This window comes from Saccharomonospora marina XMU15 (genome assembly GCF_000244955.1).
Classification (GTDB): domain Bacteria; phylum Actinomycetota; class Actinomycetes; order Mycobacteriales; family Pseudonocardiaceae; genus Saccharomonospora_A; species Saccharomonospora_A marina.
Map to the genome: position 1 here is coordinate 3,524,909 of NZ_CM001439.1, position 17,412 is coordinate 3,542,320.

16 protein-coding genes, 1 tRNA gene and 1 pseudogene are annotated in these 17,412 nt (G+C 70.3%); 4 read left to right on the forward strand and 14 right to left on the reverse strand.

All coding sequences use genetic code 11. From position 1 onward, the window contains the following. Positions 1–7: 7 nt before the first annotated feature. From pdxT to SACMADRAFT_RS16675, 3 genes are all read right to left on the reverse strand, one after another. Positions 8–571 carry a pyridoxal 5'-phosphate synthase glutaminase subunit PdxT gene (pdxT, locus tag SACMADRAFT_RS16665; protein WP_232285620.1) on the reverse strand — a complete coding sequence of 188 codons (564 nt, stop codon included), beginning with the start codon at positions 569–571 and terminating at the stop codon, positions 8–10. A 132-nt stretch (positions 572–703) separates the two neighbouring features. Next, positions 704–1,027: an AzlD domain-containing protein gene (locus SACMADRAFT_RS16670; RefSeq protein WP_009155008.1), complete on the reverse strand. Its 324-nt coding sequence runs from the start codon at positions 1,025–1,027 to the stop codon at positions 704–706. After that, entirely contained in the window at positions 1,024–1,818 is a 795-nt protein-coding gene (locus tag SACMADRAFT_RS16675; RefSeq protein WP_050998127.1) for an AzlC family ABC transporter permease, read from the reverse strand. The genes SACMADRAFT_RS16670 and SACMADRAFT_RS16675 overlap by 4 nt, the downstream gene beginning before the upstream one ends. Before the next feature lie 65 nt (positions 1,819–1,883). Here SACMADRAFT_RS16675 and SACMADRAFT_RS16680 point away from each other — a divergent pair, with 65 nt between their 5' ends. Continuing rightward, positions 1,884–2,450, forward strand: coding sequence for a helix-turn-helix domain-containing protein (locus SACMADRAFT_RS16680; RefSeq protein ID WP_009155010.1), 567 nt, complete (start codon positions 1,884–1,886; stop codon positions 2,448–2,450). 175 nt (positions 2,451–2,625) lie between these two features. Here SACMADRAFT_RS16680 and pdxS read toward each other — a convergent pair whose 3' ends face one another. Next, positions 2,626–3,474, reverse strand: a complete 849-nt coding sequence (gene pdxS, locus SACMADRAFT_RS16685; protein WP_232285621.1) for a pyridoxal 5'-phosphate synthase lyase subunit PdxS — start codon at positions 3,472–3,474, stop codon at positions 2,626–2,628. A gap of 248 nt (positions 3,475–3,722) precedes the next feature. On the opposite strand from pdxS, the gene SACMADRAFT_RS16690 reads away from it, so the two are divergent. Next, positions 3,723–5,837, forward strand: coding sequence for an elongation factor G-like protein EF-G2 (locus SACMADRAFT_RS16690; RefSeq protein WP_009155012.1), 2,115 nt, complete (start codon positions 3,723–3,725; stop codon positions 5,835–5,837). 78 nt (positions 5,838–5,915) lie between these two features. Here the strand turns inward: SACMADRAFT_RS16690 and SACMADRAFT_RS16695 are convergent, their stop codons facing one another. The 6 genes and pseudogenes from SACMADRAFT_RS16695 to SACMADRAFT_RS16720 all read right to left on the reverse strand — a co-directional run bounded on the left by SACMADRAFT_RS16695 (position 5,916) and on the right by SACMADRAFT_RS16720 (position 10,886). Continuing rightward, positions 5,916–6,440, reverse strand: a complete 525-nt coding sequence (locus tag SACMADRAFT_RS16695; RefSeq protein ID WP_040925729.1) for an XdhC family protein — start codon at positions 6,438–6,440, stop codon at positions 5,916–5,918. A gap of 29 nt (positions 6,441–6,469) precedes the next feature. After that, positions 6,470–7,441 (reverse strand): NUDIX hydrolase, encoded by a 972-nt coding sequence (locus tag SACMADRAFT_RS16700; RefSeq protein ID WP_009155014.1) that lies wholly within the window; start codon positions 7,439–7,441, stop codon positions 6,470–6,472. Beyond that, entirely contained in the window at positions 7,438–8,580 is a 1,143-nt protein-coding gene (locus SACMADRAFT_RS16705) for a glycosyltransferase family 4 protein (RefSeq protein ID WP_009155015.1), read from the reverse strand. The genes SACMADRAFT_RS16700 and SACMADRAFT_RS16705 overlap by 4 nt, the downstream gene beginning before the upstream one ends. Before the next feature lie 194 nt (positions 8,581–8,774). Then, positions 8,775–9,641 (reverse strand): annotated as a pseudogene (locus tag SACMADRAFT_RS16710) (phosphatidylinositol mannoside acyltransferase); the annotation flags it as partial. Beyond that, positions 9,638–10,252: a phosphatidylinositol phosphate synthase gene (pgsA, locus tag SACMADRAFT_RS16715; protein WP_009155017.1), complete on the reverse strand. Its 615-nt coding sequence runs from the start codon at positions 10,250–10,252 to the stop codon at positions 9,638–9,640. The pseudogene SACMADRAFT_RS16710 and the gene pgsA, both read right to left, overlap by 4 nt. A 103-nt stretch (positions 10,253–10,355) precedes the next feature. After that, the gene (locus SACMADRAFT_RS16720) at positions 10,356–10,886 is read right to left on the reverse strand and encodes a MarR family winged helix-turn-helix transcriptional regulator (protein ID WP_040925730.1); all 531 of its coding nucleotides are present in this window, start codon (positions 10,884–10,886) and stop codon (positions 10,356–10,358) included. A gap of 246 nt (positions 10,887–11,132) precedes the next feature. On the opposite strand from SACMADRAFT_RS16720, the gene SACMADRAFT_RS16725 reads away from it, so the two are divergent. Beyond that, positions 11,133–11,678 (forward strand): YceI family protein, encoded by a 546-nt coding sequence (locus SACMADRAFT_RS16725; RefSeq protein WP_009155019.1) that lies wholly within the window; start codon positions 11,133–11,135, stop codon positions 11,676–11,678. Positions 11,679–11,684: 6 nt separating this feature from the next. Here SACMADRAFT_RS16725 and SACMADRAFT_RS16730 read toward each other — a convergent pair whose 3' ends face one another. The 4 genes from SACMADRAFT_RS16730 to SACMADRAFT_RS16745 all read right to left on the reverse strand — a co-directional run bounded on the left by SACMADRAFT_RS16730 (position 11,685) and on the right by SACMADRAFT_RS16745 (position 16,536). Next, positions 11,685–12,236: an HIT family protein gene (locus SACMADRAFT_RS16730; protein WP_009155020.1), complete on the reverse strand. Its 552-nt coding sequence runs from the start codon at positions 12,234–12,236 to the stop codon at positions 11,685–11,687. Beyond that, on the reverse strand, positions 12,226–14,277 hold the full coding sequence (thrS, locus tag SACMADRAFT_RS16735) for a threonine--tRNA ligase (RefSeq protein ID WP_009155021.1): 2,052 nt from the start codon (positions 14,275–14,277) through the stop codon (positions 12,226–12,228). Before thrS ends, SACMADRAFT_RS16730 begins: the two co-directional genes overlap by 11 nt. A gap of 150 nt (positions 14,278–14,427) precedes the next feature. Continuing rightward, complete coding sequence (locus tag SACMADRAFT_RS16740; RefSeq protein WP_009155022.1) at positions 14,428–15,927, reverse strand: sugar transferase; 1,500 nt, start codon at positions 15,925–15,927, stop codon at positions 14,428–14,430. 534 nt (positions 15,928–16,461) lie between these two features. Further along, positions 16,462–16,536 (reverse strand) — tRNA-Val (locus tag SACMADRAFT_RS16745). A gap of 349 nt (positions 16,537–16,885) precedes the next feature. On the opposite strand from SACMADRAFT_RS16745, the gene SACMADRAFT_RS16750 reads away from it, so the two are divergent. Then, positions 16,886–17,311, forward strand: coding sequence for an SsgA family sporulation/cell division regulator (locus tag SACMADRAFT_RS16750; protein ID WP_009155023.1), 426 nt, complete (start codon positions 16,886–16,888; stop codon positions 17,309–17,311). The last annotated feature ends 101 nt before the right edge of the window (positions 17,312–17,412 follow it).

Sequence of the window (17,412 nt, forward strand, 5' to 3'; positions counted from 1 at the left end):
AACTCTCTTACGCGTCTACCTGCGCGCCCACCATGCGTACGAACAGCCGGTGCACCCGCTCGTCGCCGGTCAGTTCGGGATGGAATGCCGTGGCCAGCACCGGTCCCTGCCGAACGGCGACGATCCTATCGGCCGCCGCCCGGGTCTTCGGGGTGTCGGGGACCTTGGCCAGCACCTCCACCGAGGCTCCCGCCTTCTCCACCCACGGTGCGCGGATGAAGACGGCGTGCACCGGCCCGTCCTCGATCTCGCGGACGTCCAGGTCGGTCTCGAAGGAATCGACCTGCCTGCCGAAGGCGTTGCGCCGCACGACGATGTCGAGACCGTCGAGCTGATGCTGGTCCGGCCTGCCGTCGAGCACCTGCCTGGCCAGCAGGATCATCCCCGCGCAGGAACCGAACACCGGCATGCCCTCGGCGATCCGCTTCCGCAGCGGGTCCAGCAGCTCGAAGACCTCCAGCAGCCGCGACATCGTGGTGGACTCGCCGCCCGGCAGCACCATCGCGTCCACTTGGGACAGTTCCGTCGGCCTGCGTACCTGGCACGGTGACGCACCGGCGCGATCGAGCATCGCCAGGTGTTCCCGCACGTCGCCCTGCAGGGCGAGCACCCCGATGACCGGCTGCCGCTGGGTCACGCACCTCCACCTTTCCCGCGATTCCGCGCTGGTCAAGCCTACTGTGCGGGATCGGTGCCCCGGCGTTCAGGGCACGCCGAGCAGCCGCAGGCCCGCGGCCGTCACCCCCGCTGCCAGCACAACGACCACGAACGGCGCTTTCTTCCACGCCAGCACCCCACCCACGGCCACCCCCGCGGGCCGCGCGTAACCGGCGAACTCGCCACCGTCGACCAGGGTGGCGGTGGCGACGACGGCGGCCAGCAGCACCACCGCGGACATCGTGGCCAGCCGCTCCACCCTCGGCGAGAGGGTGATCCTGGTGCGCAGCAGCGGACCGGCGACTCGGAACGCGAACGTGCCGACGGCGAGCACCAGTGTCGACACCACCAGGGTCGTGGCCGTGGTCATGAAGCCACCCGGCTGCCGTGACCGGCGCTGCTCTCGCCGTCACCACCGTCACCAGCGTCGTCACCGTCACCAGCGTCGTCACCGTCACCAGCGTCACCGCTGCCTGCCGGTGTCGTGCGCAGGGATGTCGTGCGCAGGGATACCGCCACCCCCGCCAACGCGAGCAGCACCGGCAGCCCCGCGGGCAGCCACGGTGCGCCCGCCACCGCTATCGCGGCGCCGGTGAGCGCGGCGCGGAGGGTGGCGGCTTCCCGCAGTGAGGGCAGCAGCAGGGCCAGCAGCACCGCGGGGAAGGCGGCGTCGAGCCCGAGCGCGTCGGTGTCGGTCACCACCGTGCCCGCGAACGCGCCGAGCGCCACTCCGAGGTTCCAGCAGCAGAACAGGCCGATGCCGCAGGCCCAGTAGGCCGCGCGGCGTCGCTGCCGGTCGCGCTGCGCCAGTGCGAACGCCACGGCCTCGTCGATCATCAGGTGACTGCCGACGAGCAGCCGCGCGCGCCCGGTGCCGAGGATGTCGCCGACGGCGAAACCGAAGGGCACGTGCCGGGTGTTGATGAGCAGGCCCGCGACCACGGCCGCGATCGGGTTGCCGCCGGAGGCCATGATCCCCACGAACACGAACTGCGCCGCCCCCGCGAACACCACGACCGACAGCAGCATCGGCAGCCACAACGGCAGGCCGGAACTGACGGTGATGGTGCCGAACGACACGCCGACGATGCTGCCGGTGAGGCACACCAGCGCGATGTCGCGCAGCACCTCCCGGTCGAGTGTTCGAAATATCGAACGCATGGTGTTTATACTGGACACCGAGAATGTGTTCGTCAAGTCGAACGATACGACTTCTGGAGCGAACGATGACGGAGTCCCGAGGAGCGGGCGCACCACTGGCCGTGATCGCCGCCTCGCTGCGAAGGGAACGCAAGCGCAGCGGCATGTCGCTGGCCGAGGTGGCGCGTCGAGCGGGTATCGCCAAGTCGACGCTGTCGCAGCTGGAGTCGGGGACCGGCAACCCCAGCGTCGAGACGCTGTGGGCGCTGGGCGTGGCGCTCGACGTGCCGTTCGCGCGCCTCGTCGACCCACCGAGGCCGAAGGTCCAGGTGGTGCGCGCGGGCGAGGGGCCCGCGGTGGCCTCCGAACGCGCGGACTACGTGGCGACGCTGCTGGCGTCCTGCCCGCCGAACGCGCGCAGGGACATCTACGTGCTCAACGTGCAACCCGGCACACCCCGCGAGTCGGACCCGCACATGCCCGGCGTGGTGGAGCACGTCGTGCTCAGCACGGGCAGGGCGCTGGTCGGGGTGCTGGAGGAGCCGGTGGAGCTGTCCCCCGGCGACTACATCGCCTACCCCGGCGACGTGGCGCACGTCTTCCAGGCACTCGAACCCGACACGACAGCGGTGCTGGTCTCCGAACACGTCTGAAACCGCGAGTCCCCCGCTGCCGTCCGCGAGTCCCCCGCTCTCGCCCGCGAGTCCCCCGCTCTCGCCCGCGAGTTCCGCGCTCCCGTCCGCGAACCGAGCGCGCCAAGTCCCGCCGCCGACGCCGGGCCACCGGACGAACAATGCCGATGGCCCGGCGTTTCGGCTGCTGGGAGCTCTACCAGCCTCGCTCCGCGAGGCGGTGCGGCTGTGGCACGTCGTCGACGTTGATGCCGACCATGGCGTCGCCGAGGCCGCGCGACACCTTCGCGATCATGTCGGGGTCGTCGTGGAAGGTGGTCGCCTTCACGATCGCCTCCGCACGCTTGGCCGGGTCGCCGGACTTGAAGATGCCGGAGCCGACGAACACACCCTCCGCGCCGAGCTGCATCATCATCGCGGCGTCGGCAGGCGTTGCGATGCCGCCCGCGGTGAACAGCACGACGGGCAGCTTCCCGGTGGCCGCCACCTCCTTGACCAGCTCGAACGGCGCCTGCAGCTCCTTGGCGGCGACGTAGAGCTCGTCTTCGGGCAACGCGGAGAGCTTGCGCAGTTCCGTGCGGATGTGGCGCATGTGCATGGTCGCGTTCGACACGTCGCCGGTGCCCGCCTCGCCCTTGGAACGGATCATGGCTGCGCCCTCGTTGATCCGACGCAACGCCTCACCGAGGTTGGTGGCACCACACACGAACGGCACGGTGAAGGCCCACTTGTCGATGTGGTTGGCGTAGTCGGCGGGAGTGAGCACCTCGGACTCGTCGACGTAGTCCACGCCGAGCGCCTGCAACACCCTCGCCTCGACGAAGTGTCCGATCCGGGCCTTGGCCATCACCGGGATGGACACCGCCGAGATGATGCCCTCGATCAGGTCGGGGTCGCTCATCCTCGCCACGCCACCCTGGGCGCGGATGTCGGCGGGCACGCGTTCGAGCGCCATCACCGCGACGGCACCGGCGTCCTCGGCGATCTTGGCTTGCTCCGGGGTGACGACGTCCATGATCACGCCACCCTTGAGCATCTCCGCCATCCCGCGCTTCACTCGCGCGGTACCGGTCTCGGGCTGGCTGGAGTTGCTGGGCTGGGCGTCTGACACTGCTGTGGCCTTTCGCGAACTGGGATTTCCAACGTCCAGAGTACGTCCCACGTGGACCGCCACCCCGGGCCAGTACCCGACGATTTCGGGAGTCCACTTGTGCGCCCTTGCCGCACAGCCGAATCGGGTGTGTGATCGAGGGCACACCTGTCGACAATGTCGTCGCCGCAAGGAGGCCCGCGATGGCCGAGAAGCACACGAGGAACAGCGACGCCGGGGCCGCGGTCGCTGTCGACGATCCGAGCAAGGTGCGCAACGTGGCGCTGGTCGGGCCCTCCGGCTCGGGCAAGACCACGTTGGCCGAGGCACTGCTCGTCGCATCGGGAACGCTGAACAGGGCCGGGTCCGTGGTGGACGGCACAACCGTCTTCGACCACGATCCCGCCGCCGTCCGCCAGCAACGATCCGTCGGACTGTCGGTCGCGCCGGTGCGGTACGGCGACATAAAGATCAACTTGATCGACACGCCCGGGTACGCCGACTTCGTCGGCGAGGTGCGGGCGGGCCTGCGCGCGGCGGACGCGGCACTGTTCGTCGTCAGCGCGGGCGAAGGGGTGGACTCCGCGACCGTGTCGCTGTGGGAGGAGTGCGCGTCGGCTGGCACGCCGCGTGCCGTGGTCGTTTCGAGGCTGGACCACCCACGCGCCGACGTCGGGGGGGAGATCGCGGCGTGCAGGCAGGCGTTCGGGTCGGGTGTGCTGCCGCTGTACCTGCCCACCGACGACGGACGCGGGCTGATCGGCCTCATCACGCAGCGGCTGTTCGACTACTCCGGCGGCTACCCGCCCACCGTCGGCGAGCCGGGCGAGGCCGAGCGGGAGCGGCTGGCCCGCGCGCGCGACGAGCTCATCGAGGGTGTGATCGCCGAGAGCGAGGACGAGACCCTCATGGACCGATATCTCGGTGGCGAGGAGATCTCCGAGGACACCTTGATCGCGGACCTGGAGACGGCCGTCGCGCGCGGCTCGTTCCATCCGGTGATCCCGGTGTGCGCGGAGACCGGGACGGGGCTGGCCGAGCTACTTGACGGCATCGCGCGCGCGTGTCCCTCGCCGCTGGAGCACGAGGTGCCGATGGCGACGTCACCGAACGGCATCGCGCACCCCCGGCTGGAGCCGGACCCGAACGGCCCGCTGGCGGCCGAGGTGGTGCGTACCGCGGTGGACTCCTACGTCGGCAGGGTTTCGCTGGTGCGGGTCTTCTCCGGCACGCTGCGCCCGGAGCGCCCCGTGCACATCCGCGGGCAGGGCCTCGCCGACCGGGGACACCCCGACCACGACGCCGACGAGCGCGTCGCGCACCTGTACTCCCCGCTCGGCGCGAACCTGCGCGAGGTGCCGTACTGCGTCGCGGGCGATGTGTGCGCGCTGACGAAGATCGGTTCGGCCGAGACCGGCGACACCGTGTCGTATCCCGACGACCCACTGCTGATCGAACCGTGGGCGATGCCGGAGCCGCTGCTGCCCGTCGCCGTGGTGGCCAAGACCCGAAGCGACGAGGACGCGCTCGCGAGGAACCTGTCCCGGCTGGTGGCGGGTGATCCGACGCTGCGGCTGGAACGCAACGCCGAGACCGGGCAACTGGTGCTGTGGTGCATGGGTGAGGCTCACGCGGACGTGGTGCTGTCGCGGCTGCGGGCGGGCGGGGCCGATGTGGACACCGAACCGGTGCGGACCAGCCTGCGCTCCACGTTCGCGGGCAAGGCGACCGGGCACGGCAGGCACGTCAAGCAGTCCGGCGGCCACGGCCAGTACGCGGTGTGCGACATCGAGGTGGAGCCGCTCGAGCGCGGCGCGGGTTTCGAGTTCGTCGACAAGGTGGTCGGCGGCGCGGTCCCGCACCAGTTCATCCCCAGTGTCGAGAAGGGCGTGCGGGCGCAGCTGAACAAGGGTCTCGTCGACGACCACCCCGTCGTGGACGTCCGGGTGACGTTGTTCGACGGCAAGGCGCACAGCGTCGACTCCTCCGACGCCGCGTTCCAGACCGCGGGCGCGCTCGCGCTGAAGGACGCCGCCACCAAGACGCGGATCGTGTTGCTGGAGCCGCTGGACGAAGTCACCGTGCGGGCGCCGGACGAGTACCTCGGTACCGTGCTGGGTGACCTGTCGGCGCGCCGGGGCAGGGTGCTCGGCACGGAGTCGGTCGCGGGCGGGTGCAGTGTCGTGCGCGCGGAGGTACCGGCGACGGAACTGCTGCGCTATGCCATCGACCTGCGTTCACTCACCTCGGGTACGGCCACGTTCAGCAGGCATCACGTGCGCTACGACCCGATGCCGCAGGCGGCCACGGCACGCTGATCGCGCCCGCCGCCAGCAACCGTCAGCAGTTGCCGGGCGCTGCCGGGCGCTGTCGGGGTTCGGGCGCTGCGGGAGCCGTCAGAACTCGAAGCCGCCCGGCCTGCCGTTGCGGTCGGCCAGCAACCCCGCGAGTGTGGCGATGGCGATCTCGGGCGGGGTGCGGGAGCCGATGTTGAGGCCCACCGGCCGGTGTACCCGCTCGACCTCCGAGGCGGGCACGCCCAGTGCGGCGAGCGCTTCGATGTGCGGCCCGGGGTGGCGCGGGTTTCCCATCACGCCGATCCAGCGGGCCGGGTGCAGCAGCGCGTCGCGCAGCACCTCGCCGAGTTCGTCGCGGTGGTGGTCGGTGACGACGACGTCGGTGTCGGTGTCCAGCTTCGGCATCGACGTGACCACCTCCACCGCCGGGTCGAGGCCTGCCTCGGTGGCGCGCCGCGGGTCGGGCTCGACCAGCACGGCGCGAAACCGCAGATCCGCACCGTAGGACAGCAGGTGGGCGGCGACCGGGGAGGCGAACACGGCCACCAGCGTGCGTTCGGTGGGCGGGGCCTCGCTGAATCCGTGGGCGACGTCGCAGGCGGGATCGTGGTCGGAAGCGGCCATGACAGCCAGTCTGCCACGCCTGCCGGTGGTCACGGGATGGAGCGAGGCCGCCCGTCCCAGCCCGACTCCAGCAGCGTCGGCAGCAGTTCGGCCAGCCGTGCCGGGTACACCGCCTCGTCGGTTTCGCGCAGCCGCGCCGGGCTCCACCACACGCCGCGTGCGGGGCCCTTCGCGCCGTCGCCGGTTTCGCCTGCGTGGTGAACGAGAAAGAACCATTCGCTGCCCTCGTGCCGCCGGCCTCCAGCGCTGAACCGCAGCGAGCGCCGCCACACCGGACCGATCAGGGACTCGGCCTCGACGTCGATGCCCGCGGCGAGGCGAAGCCCACGCACCGCGGCGGCGCGCAGGTCCTCCCCCTCCTCCACCTCGCAGCCCGCGGCCGCCCAGAACGCGTCAGCCCCTGCACCGGGCCCGGGTTCGTGGTGCAGCAGCACCCGGCCGTCGGCGTCGGCGACCACCACCCGCACCATGGTCTTCTCCGCCGCGCCGCCGGAAGGCCCCGCGGTGTCCGGGTCGGGTTCGGCGATCTCGAAGTACTCCGGTCTGGCTGCCTTGCCCGCCAGCCGGAAGTAGCGCACGTGCCGCCGCCCGCGCAGTTCGAGTGTGTCGCGCACGGCGTCGTTGTAGACCCGCCGGGCGATCATGACGCGCTGCTCGGCGTCGGACAGCTCCTCCGCCAACGGCGCGGGCAGCCGTCGCCGGTCCACCTCGGACAGCAGCCGGGTGAGTTCGTTCTCGGCCACTTCACGCTCGTGCCGGGGTGCCGACTCCGCTTCCTTGGCGGCGGCGCGCAGCACCTGCGCCTGCCGCGGCGGCAGCGAACCGGCCGCGACCGTGCGCGCGACCACCGCCCGCCTTGCCAGTGCCGCGTCCAGCGCGGCCCAACCGGCGTCCATGCGCACATGCAGCCGGTCCAGCCGGTTCGCCGTGGCGACCAGCCACAGTCCCACGGCCACCACAACCGCGGAAAGCACCGCGAGCAGCGTGAAGAACGAGTTCATCGTGGCGCGTCCTGGTCGGTGCCGACCTTGCGGGGGTCGGCCGCGATCGCGGTCTCGTAGACCCGCAGCACCTGCTTGACCACGGTTCGCCAGTCGAAGGCCGCGACCCGATCCGTCGCCGCGGCCGACAGCCGCGCTCTGCGCTGCGGATCGGCGAGCAACTCGCGCAGCGCCCCGGCCAGCGCGGGTGCGTCCGCGATGGGGGTGAGCACCCCGCAGCGACCGTCGTCGAGCACGCGCCGGAACGAGTCCAGCGCGCTGGCCACCACCGGGGTTCCCGCCGCCATCGCCTCGGTGAGGATCATGCCGAAACTCTCACCGCCGGTGTTGGGGGCGCAGTAGACGTCGACGCTGCGCAGCGCGCGGGCCTTGGTGGTGTCGTCGACCTGGCCGAGCAGTTCGATGCGCTCGAACAGGTCGGGCCCGGCGAGCCTGCGTAACGCCTCCGGCTCTCCCCTGCCGACGACCAGCAGGCGCAGCCGAGGCAGTTCGGCGCAGAGCAGTCGCATGGCTTCCAGCAGCACGGCCATGCCCTTGCGGGGTTCGCCGAACCGGCCGACGAAACCGATGGTGCCGCCCTGCCTCGGGTAGCCCGCCAGCGGCTTCGCGTCGGCGAAGGCCGCCACGTCCACCCCGTTGGGGATCTCCACGGCGTCCCCGCCGAGGTGCTCCACCTGCACGCGCCTGGCGAGCGCGGACACCGCGATCCGCGCGGTGATCTTCTCAAGCAGCGGCCGCAGCACCGGCTGGAACGCCGACAGGGTGCGCGAGCGGGGGGTCGAGGTGTGGAAGGTGGCCACGATCGGGCCGTCGGCCACCTTCAGCGCCAGCAGCGAGAGGCTGGGCGCGGCCGGTTCGTGCAGGTGCAGCACGTCGAAGTCGTTGTCCCGGATCCAGCGTCGCACGCGGGCGTAGGACACCGGCCCGAACTGCAGCCGGGCGACCGAGCCGTTGTAGCGAACTCCGAGGGAGCGGCCAGCAGGATGCACGAAGGCGGGCAGTTCTGCCCCCTCGTCGGAGGGCGCCAGCACCGACACCGTGTGTCCGAGAGCCAGCAGCGCGCGCGAAAGGTCGACCACGTGCCCCTGCACACCGCCGGGTACGTCGAAGGAGTAGGGACACACGATGCCGACCTTCATCGCTGTGCTCCCTGCTCGCTACCCGCGGCCCTGGTCGGCTCCGCCGCGCCTTGCGACTCCGCCGACTCCACCGACTCCGCAGGCCCTGCGTGCTCGGATTCGCCGCGCTCGCCGCTGTCGGCCACGCCCGCCGCACCGTCCACACTGTCCGCACCGTCGGCGGGCCCGCCGTCGCTGACGGTGCCGTCGGCGCTGTCACCCTCCCAGAACGCCTGCAGCATGTGCCAGTCCGTCGGGTGCGCGGCGATGTCGCCCGCGAAGATGTCGGCGAGCGCCTGGGTGGCCGCAGGGACCTCGCTCCTGGCGTTCACGCGGATCCGGGGATGGATCCGGACCCCCCAGCCGCCGTCGGTGAACCAGCAACCCGCGGGCAGCAGCGCGGCCCCGGTGCTCACGGCGAGCCGGGCGGGCCCGCCGGGAAACCGGGCGCGCTCGCCGAAGAACGAAACCGGCAGGCCCGACCCGGTGATGTCGCGGTCGCCGACCAGGCACACCACCTTGTTCTCCCGTAGCCTGCGCAGCAGTGTGCGGTAGGACGCGCTGCCGTCGGCGGGCACGATCTCGAACCCCAGCGACTCCCGGTAGGCCACGAACCGTTCGAACAGCGATTCGGGGCGCAGCCGCTCGACCACCGTGGTGAAGCTGCCGGAGTGCCCGACGAGCCACACGCCCGCGACGTCCCAGTTGCCGGTGTGCGGCAGCGCGAGCACGGCACCGTTGCCTTCGGCGAGTGCCGCGTCGAGGTAGTCGGCGCCGCTGAGGTCGATGCGGGCACGCACGTCCTCGGGTTCCATAGCGGGCAGCCGGAACGCTTCCTGCCAGTACCTGGCGTAGGAGCGCAGCGCGCGCCGCGTCAGGTCCGTCAGCTCGGTCGGCCCGGCCTGCGGCACCACCCTGGCGAGGTTGCGGCGCAGCCTGCGCACTCCAGCGCCGTCGTGGCGGGCGGCCAGATCGGCGCCGAGCGCGAATGCCGAGGTCACCAGCCGCGGCGGGAGCCTCGGCACGAGCCGCCAGCCCGCGGCGTAGCCGAGAGCGCTGAGCCGGTGCCCGATCGCGGTCACAAACTCGCCCCCTTGGCCGCTCTGGACACCGCAACGACCCGCTGCAGCAGCGTGATGGCCGAGAGCACCGCCAGCAGCCACTGCGAGACCTCCACGGCGAAGGGCAACCCCAGTCCCTGCAGTCCGGTACCGACCAGCGCGATGATCAGCCGTTCGGCGCGCTCGATCAGGCCGCCGTTGGCGGCGTCACCGAACCCGGACGCCTCCGCCCTCGCCTTGACGTAGGAGATCACCTGCGCGAACACCAGGCACAGCAACGCGGCCGCCGCCGTGCGGGGGTTGTCGTCGACGGTGAACGCCCACCAGGCGATGGCGGCGAACAGCGCGCCGTCGACCAGCCGGTCGCAGGTCGCGTCGAGCACGGCGCCGAACGGGGTGCTGCCCTTGGCACGTGCCATCGCCCCGTCGAGCAGGTCCAGCATCACGAAGCCCCACACGGTGAAGGTGCCCGCGAGCAGCATCCCGTTGGGGAAGAAGGCCAGCGAGCACGCGATGGCACCTGCGGTGCCGATCAGGGTCATCGCGTTGGGCGTGAGGCCGGCCCGCACCAGCGCCGCACCGATCGGGTCGGTGACGCGGGAGACGGACGCGCGCGCGAAGATGTTGAGCATCTCATCCTAGGAGGTGCGGCTGCCTGCTGGTCGATTCCTACGAATCGCACCCTATCGACCGGGCCGACACCGCCTGCGGGATGTCCCGATCCCGGGCGCGGCATCACTCCTGCCCGGCCGCCAGCCGCTCGCCGGGCTCACGCTGCTCGCCGTCCTCGTGCTCGGCGGCCTCGGCGCACGCCGGGCGCAGCCGCTCCAACAGCGCGGCACTGATCTCGCCCAGCTGCTCGACCTGCGCCGGTGTCAGCGGGTCGAACAGGCTCGCGCGCACCGCCTCGACGTGACCGGGCGCCGCCGCCTCGATCGCGGCCATGCCCGCGTCGGTGAGGTGGGCGAAAGCGCCCCGCTTGTCGGTGGGACAGCTTTCCCGCCTGATCCAGCCGCTGGCTTCCATCCGAGCGACCGCGTGGGAGAGCCTGCTGCGGGACGACCGCGTCGCCAGTGCCAGGTCGCTCATGCGCAGCACTCTGCCCGGTGCCTCGGACAGAGCCACGAGCACCCGGTAGTAGGTGGCCGGCATGCCCGCGTCGCGCTGCAACTGCGCATCCAGGTGCGCCCTGAGCATGTCGACGGCGGCCGAGAAGTCACGCCAGACCCGCTGCTCGGCATCGGTGAGCCAGCGAGCTTCGGACATGCCAGTCATTCTACCCCTGATTGAACGCTCAATTAGGCCTCGGGCGAGGGCCGGTGGTACCAGGGTGCAACGAGCGAGCGAGGCCGAAGACTCGGCCTCATCGGACGGTTACCCGCCCGGCGAGACCTCCGCGCGACCACACCCTCGACCCCTTGATTGAGCCCTCAACCATCCTCGGCTATGCTCAGTAGTTGAGGGCTCAATCAAGGAGTCCGCCCACAAGCGCTCAGGCACAGGAGAACGCCCATGACAGCTACCACCGAGATCCCCGGTTACCTCGCCGGAACCTGGACCATCGACGAGACGCACTCCGACGTCACGTTCGTCGTGCGCCACCTCGGCGTTTCGAAGGTGCGCGGCCGCTTCACCGGGGTCGAGGGCACGATCGTCACCGCGGACAACATCCTCGACTCCAGCGTGACGGCCACCATCGACGCCGCCAGCATCGACACCAACAACGAGCAGCGCGACACCCACGTCCGCAGTGACGAGTTCCTCGACGTCGAGAAGTACCCCACGCTCAGCTTCCGCTCGACGGGCATCCGCACCGACGGTCCGGACTACCTCATCGACGGCGAGCTGACACTGCACGGCGTGACCAGGCCGGTGACCCTGGAGGCCGAACTCGGCGGCTTCGGGGACGGCCTCGCCGAGGGCAGCAAGGTGATCGGTGTCTCGGCGACAACGGAGCTCAGCCGGGCCGACTTCGAGGTCGGCGCGGGCCTGCCCACCGCCGTGGTCGCCGACAAGATCAAGGTCGAGCTGAACATCGAAGGCGTGATGCTGCCCTGAGCGAGGTCACCAGGCGTCGGCAAGCAACTGCCTGGTCTCGCCGAGCAGTTGCGGCAGCACCTTCGTGTGGCCGATGACCGGCATGAAGTTGGAATCGCCGCCCCACCTCGGCACCACGTGCTGGTGCAGGTGGGCGGCGATTCCGGCGCCCGCGATGACACCCTGGTTCATGCCGATGTTGAAACCGTGCGCCGCCGAGACCGACCGGATCACCGTCATCGCGTGCTGGGTGAACTCGGCCAGCTCCACGGTCTCCTCGCCGGTCAGCTCGGTGTAGTCCGCGACGTGCCGGTAGGGCAGCACCATGAGATGACCCGGGTTGTACGGGTACAGATTGAGCACCGCGTAGACGAGGCGACCGCGGGCGACGATCAGCGCCTCGGCGTCGGCCATGCCGATCAGCCTGCAGAACGGGCAGCCGCCCGCCTCGTCACCGTCCGGCTTGTTCTCACCCTTGATGTAGGCGAGCCGGTGCGGGGTCCACAACCGCTGCAACTGGTCGACGACCCCGACGCCGTCCTGCTCGACGTACTCGCGCCCCTCGCCGCTACCGCCCAAGGACGGCCTCCAGCGACCGCGCGGTCGGCGAGGAGTTCTCCCTGCGGGCGACCCAGTCCGCGATGGCCTCCACCGCCGTGGCCACCGGAACCTCGTTGAGCTGGCCGCCGTCGCGGAACCGGAACGACACCGCGCCCGCCTCGACGTCCTTGCCGCCGGCCAGCAGCAGGAACGGCACCTTCTGCGTGGTGTGGGTGCGGATCTTCTTCTGCATCCTGTCGTCGCTGGTGTCCACCTCGGCCCGGATACCCTTGGCACGCAACGCCTTCTCCACTCCGCGCAGGTGCTCGACGTGCTCGTCGGCGATCGGGATGCCCACCACCTGCACCGGCGACAGCCACGCGGGGAACGCACCCGCGTAGTGCTCGGTCAGCACGCCGAAGAACCGCTCGATCGACCCGAACAGCGCGCGGTGGATCACCACCGGCGTCCGCCGCGAACCGTCCGCCGCGGTGTACTCCAGTTCGAACCGCCTGGGGTGGTTGAAGTCGAGCTGGATCGTCGACATCTGCCAGTTGCGGCCGATGGCGTCCCTGGCCTGCACGGAGATCTTCGGCCCGTAGTACGCCGCGCCACCTGGGTCGGGCACCAGTTCCAACCCGGACTCCACGGCCGCCTGCCGCAGCGTCTCGGTGGCCTCCTCCCACTCCCAGTCCTCACCGATGAACTTGCCCGATTCCCCCCGGGTGGACAGTTCCAGGTAGAAGTCGGAAAGCCCGTAGTCGGCGAGCAGGTCGAGCACGAACCGCAACAGCGAGCGCAGCTCGCCGGGCATCTGCTCCTTGGTGCAGTAGATGTGCGAGTCGTCCATGGTCAGCCCGCGCACCCGGGTCAGCCCGTGTACCACGCCGGACTTCTCGTAGCGGTACACGGTGCCGAACTCGAACAGCCGAAGCGGCAGCTCCCGGTACGACCGCCCGCGCGAACGGTAGATCAGGTGGTGCATCGGACAGTTCATGGCCTTGAGGTAGTAGTCCTCGCCCTCGAACGGGATCGGCGGGAACATCGTGTCCGCGTAGTACGGCAGGTGGCCGGAGGTGTGGAACAGCCCGCTCTTGCTGATGTGCGGAGTGTTCACGAACTCGTAGCCGGACTCCTCGTGCCGCCTTCGCGAGTAGTTCTCCAGCTCCCGCCTGATGATCCCGCCCTTGGGGTGGAAGACCGGCAGCCCCGATCCGATCTCCTCGGGGAAGGAGAAGAGGTCCAGCTCCGCGCCCAGCCTGCGGTGGTCACGCCGCTCGGCTTCGGCCAGCAGTTCGAGGTAGTGGTCCTGAGCCTGCTGCGATTCCCACGCGGTGCCGTAGATGCGTTGCAGCTGCGGGTTCTTCTCGTTGCCGCGCCAGTACGCCGCCGCGACCCGGGTCAGTTTGAACGCGGGGATGTACTTGGTGGTGGGCACGTGCGGGCCCCGGCACAGGTCGCTCCACACGCGCTCCTTGCTGCGGGGGTCGAGGTTGTCGTAGACGGTCAGCTCGCCCTCGCCGAGCTCCATCACCTCGGAGGTGTCCACTGTGTCCTGCTGGGTGCCCTGGTCCGACTTCAGCTCGACCAGCTCCAGCTTGAACGGCTCGTCGGCCAGTTCCTGCCTGGCGGCCTCGACCGAGGCCACCACGCGGCGGGAGAACTGTTGCGACGCCTTGATGATCTGCTTCATGCGCTTCTCCAGCGCCTGCAGATCCTCCGGCGTGAACGGACGGTCGACGGCGAAGTCGTAGTAGAAGCCGTCCTTCACCGGCGGTCCGATACCCAGCTTGGCCTCGGGGAACTGCTGCTGCACGGCCTGCGCCAGCACGTGCGCGGCCGAGTGCCTGATGACGGCGCGGCCGTCCTCGGTGTTCGCCGCGACCGGTTCCACCTCGGTGTCGTGCTCCGGAACCCACGCGAGGTCACGCAGCCTGCCGTCGGCGTCGCGTACCACCACGACGGCATCTTCGCCCTTGCCCGGCAGCCCGGCCTCACGTACCGCCGAGCCCGCCGTAGTGCCCGCGCGCACCACCACACGTGGGGCTGGCACGGCTGCGACGGGCGACGGCTGCGACACGGCGAACTCCTTGACACGTGACTTACTTGACATGTCGATGCTAGCCGCCGCCCGCGAGTCCCCCGTTCCCGCCCGCGAGTCCCCCGTTCCCGCCCGCGAGTTCCGCGCTCAGGCCCGCGAGTTCCGCGTTCCTGCCCGCGAGTCGCCCGTTCAGTAGGCGCCGCGGCCGTAGAAGACGGCCCGCAGCGTCTTCCACAGGATCACCAGGTCCAGCGCCAGCGACCAGTCCTCCACGTAGCGAAGGTCGAGCCGAACGCTGTCCTCCCACGACAGCTCGCTGCGGCCGCTCACCTGCCACAGGCCCGTCAGACCCGGCTTCACGAGCAACCTGCGCCGCACGTCGGGCTCGTACTGCTCGGTCTCCTCCGGCAGCGGCGGGCGGGGGCCCACGAGCGACATCTGCCCGGCGAGCACGTTGACCAGCTGCGGAAGCTCGTCCAGCGAGTAGCGCCGCAGCAGTGCGCCGACAGCCGTCACCCGGGGATCGTCACGGATCTTGAACAACGGACCGCAACCCTCGTTGTGGGTGAGCAGGTCCTTTCGCACGGCGTCGGCGTCGACCACCATCGTGCGGAACTTGAGCATGGTGAAGGTGTCGCCGTCCCTGCCGACGCGTCGCTGCCGGTATACGACCGGACCGGGGTCGCCCACCTTGATCGCCAGCGCGATCAGCAGCAGTGCAGGGGCGGCCAGCACCAGCAACACGGCCGCGGCCAGCCGGTCGACGATCTCCTTGACCACCCGGCGGCCTCCGGTGAAGGCGGGTGCGGTGACCCGCAGCAGTGGCATCCCCAGCACGCCGGAGACGTCGAGGCGCGGACCTGCCACCTCCATCAGCACGGGGGCGACCACCAGTTCCGCCGACGTCTCCTCCAGGTCCCAGGCCAGCCGCTGCAGCCGGTGCGGAGTCCAGTACTGGTCGGCGGTGACGGCCACCACGCGGTAGCCGCCGCGCCGGACGTGCTCGGCGATGTCGTCCAGTCGCCCGACCACCGGTACGCCGTCGACCTCGCCGCCCTCGACACCCGAGGGGGTACACGCCGCCTCCACCCGCCAGCCGACATGCGGCAGCGCCCTGGTGCGCTCCACCAGGTCCCGCACGGTGTCGGGGTTGCCCGCCGCCATCACCGGAAGCAGGCACTGGCCGTGCCTCCTGGCCCGGTGCAGCAACCTGCGCAGCGCGTAGCGCGCAGGGAACATCACGGCGGCCACGGCGGGTACGACGTAGAACACCCACGGCTTCACCTCCAGCGCGCCCGCGAGCAGCCCGCCGAAGGCGACGAGGACGGCAGCGACGATCAGCGCCGCACCGACCCTGCGGAACTCCTCTGGGCCCTCGCCGAGTCCCCGCTGGCTCCACGCCCTGCACGCAGGCAGCGCCAGCAGGACAGCGGCTGTCGTGCCGAGGGCGTGCGGCTCGTCGAACCGGCCCGCTCCGCCGATCAACACGCCGCTCACGACCACAACCACGACGGTCACCAGGATGTCGCTGCCGATGACCCAGTTGCGGTACCGGCGTTCCCACGCCATCGCGGCCGGGGCCGACCGCGCAGCCCTGGAAACCGCCGTTGTTGCCCGGAAGGCCGAGTTGGCGCTTCTGCGGGGCAGCCCGTGGTCGGACGGCGACGACGGCCATACCGACTCGTCCATGCAGCCTCCCCGCGTCAATCTGTTCCGCGACCGGATGTCGTGCGCCGCGATGTCACGTCATCCCGCCGCGACTAAACGCGGAGAGTGACCAAACCGAACACACGCTCGGTAGCGGAGTGCGGATTCCATGACGAGGTATCGAACCGGGCTGGCCCCCTGTTACAACGGATTCCCTGGCAGGGCGGGTTTCCGAGAGCGACCAAAGACGACGGTCGGATCACCTGTCAGTCACGAAACGTAACGATGCTGCGGAGTCACCAAGTACCCACTGTAGTCAGTGGAGGGGTGACATGGCGTGGTCAGCGGCACGACGGCACCGGAACGGGCCGTATCGACGTGCCGGCCGGAGCGCGAGCTGATCCATTGTGGATAGCAGGCAAGATCACCGAAGGTGCCCGGCCGGGCATGGTGAGTGACAGTAAATGTGTCGTGACTCACGACAGGAAATCGTGGGATGCCGCAGTGGGTTGGACGAAGCTGTGACGGGAACACGAAGAAGACCAGGCGGCCGCCGGGTCTGACAACAGAAGCTTGTGGTGGGCGATACTGGGATCGAACCAGTGACCTCTTCGGTGTGAACGAAGCGCTCTCCCGCTGAGCTAATCGCCCCCTCGCGGTGTGGCACAGACTCTACCGGACGCCGATTCGGGCCTCGCCGCCGGGTGGGATCAAGGTCAGCACGGTACGCACATCCCCTACCACGGAACGCACAATCGCCTGCTGAGCAGGGATTCCGCCGGGGTGAGCGGCCGAGGGGGACAGAGGTCACCTGCGACATTCGCGCGACGGTTCTATCGCCACGACGCCAAACCGAGCAGTATGTACGTGGAGCGCGATCACCAGCTCCGTACACACGTACGTGTGGTCTTCGGAGAATTGGTGAGCGAGCCTGCGCCGGGGCGCGTCTCACAGGCAGGACTCGGCCGACAGGCCGGGGAGGGAGCAGAAGGGTACGACCATGCGAAACGATCACGTGACGCTGCGGTCAACGGCGGTCTTCGATCTACTGGCGCCGCGGACGCCTCCCGTTCCGGTGAAAGTCGAGTTGCGCTACGACACGCGCGACCCCTACGCGGTCGTGGCGGCATTCCGCACCGGCAGGGCAGGCTGGGTCGAATGGGTGTACGCCCGCGACCTGCTCGCCGATGGCCTGCTCGGCGACGCCGGCGACGGTGATGTGCGGATCCGGCCCTCGATCGAAGACCCGGAGTCCGTGCTCATCGAGCTGAACTCGCCGTCAGGCCACGCCATGTTCGAGGCCTCCGCCCAGGAGCTCGCGGACTTCCTCGACCGCACCTACGACGTGGTGCTGCCGGGCAACGAGCACCTCTGGGTGGACGTCGACGATGCGCTGACGCATCTCATCCCGAACGATCTGACCTGATGAGCGGCACGAGCCCGCGATGAGCACCCCCGGTGCACCCGGCCGAGGGGTGATCCGATACAGTTTGCGCACACGCCACGGCGAAGGGCCGACCGGCCCGG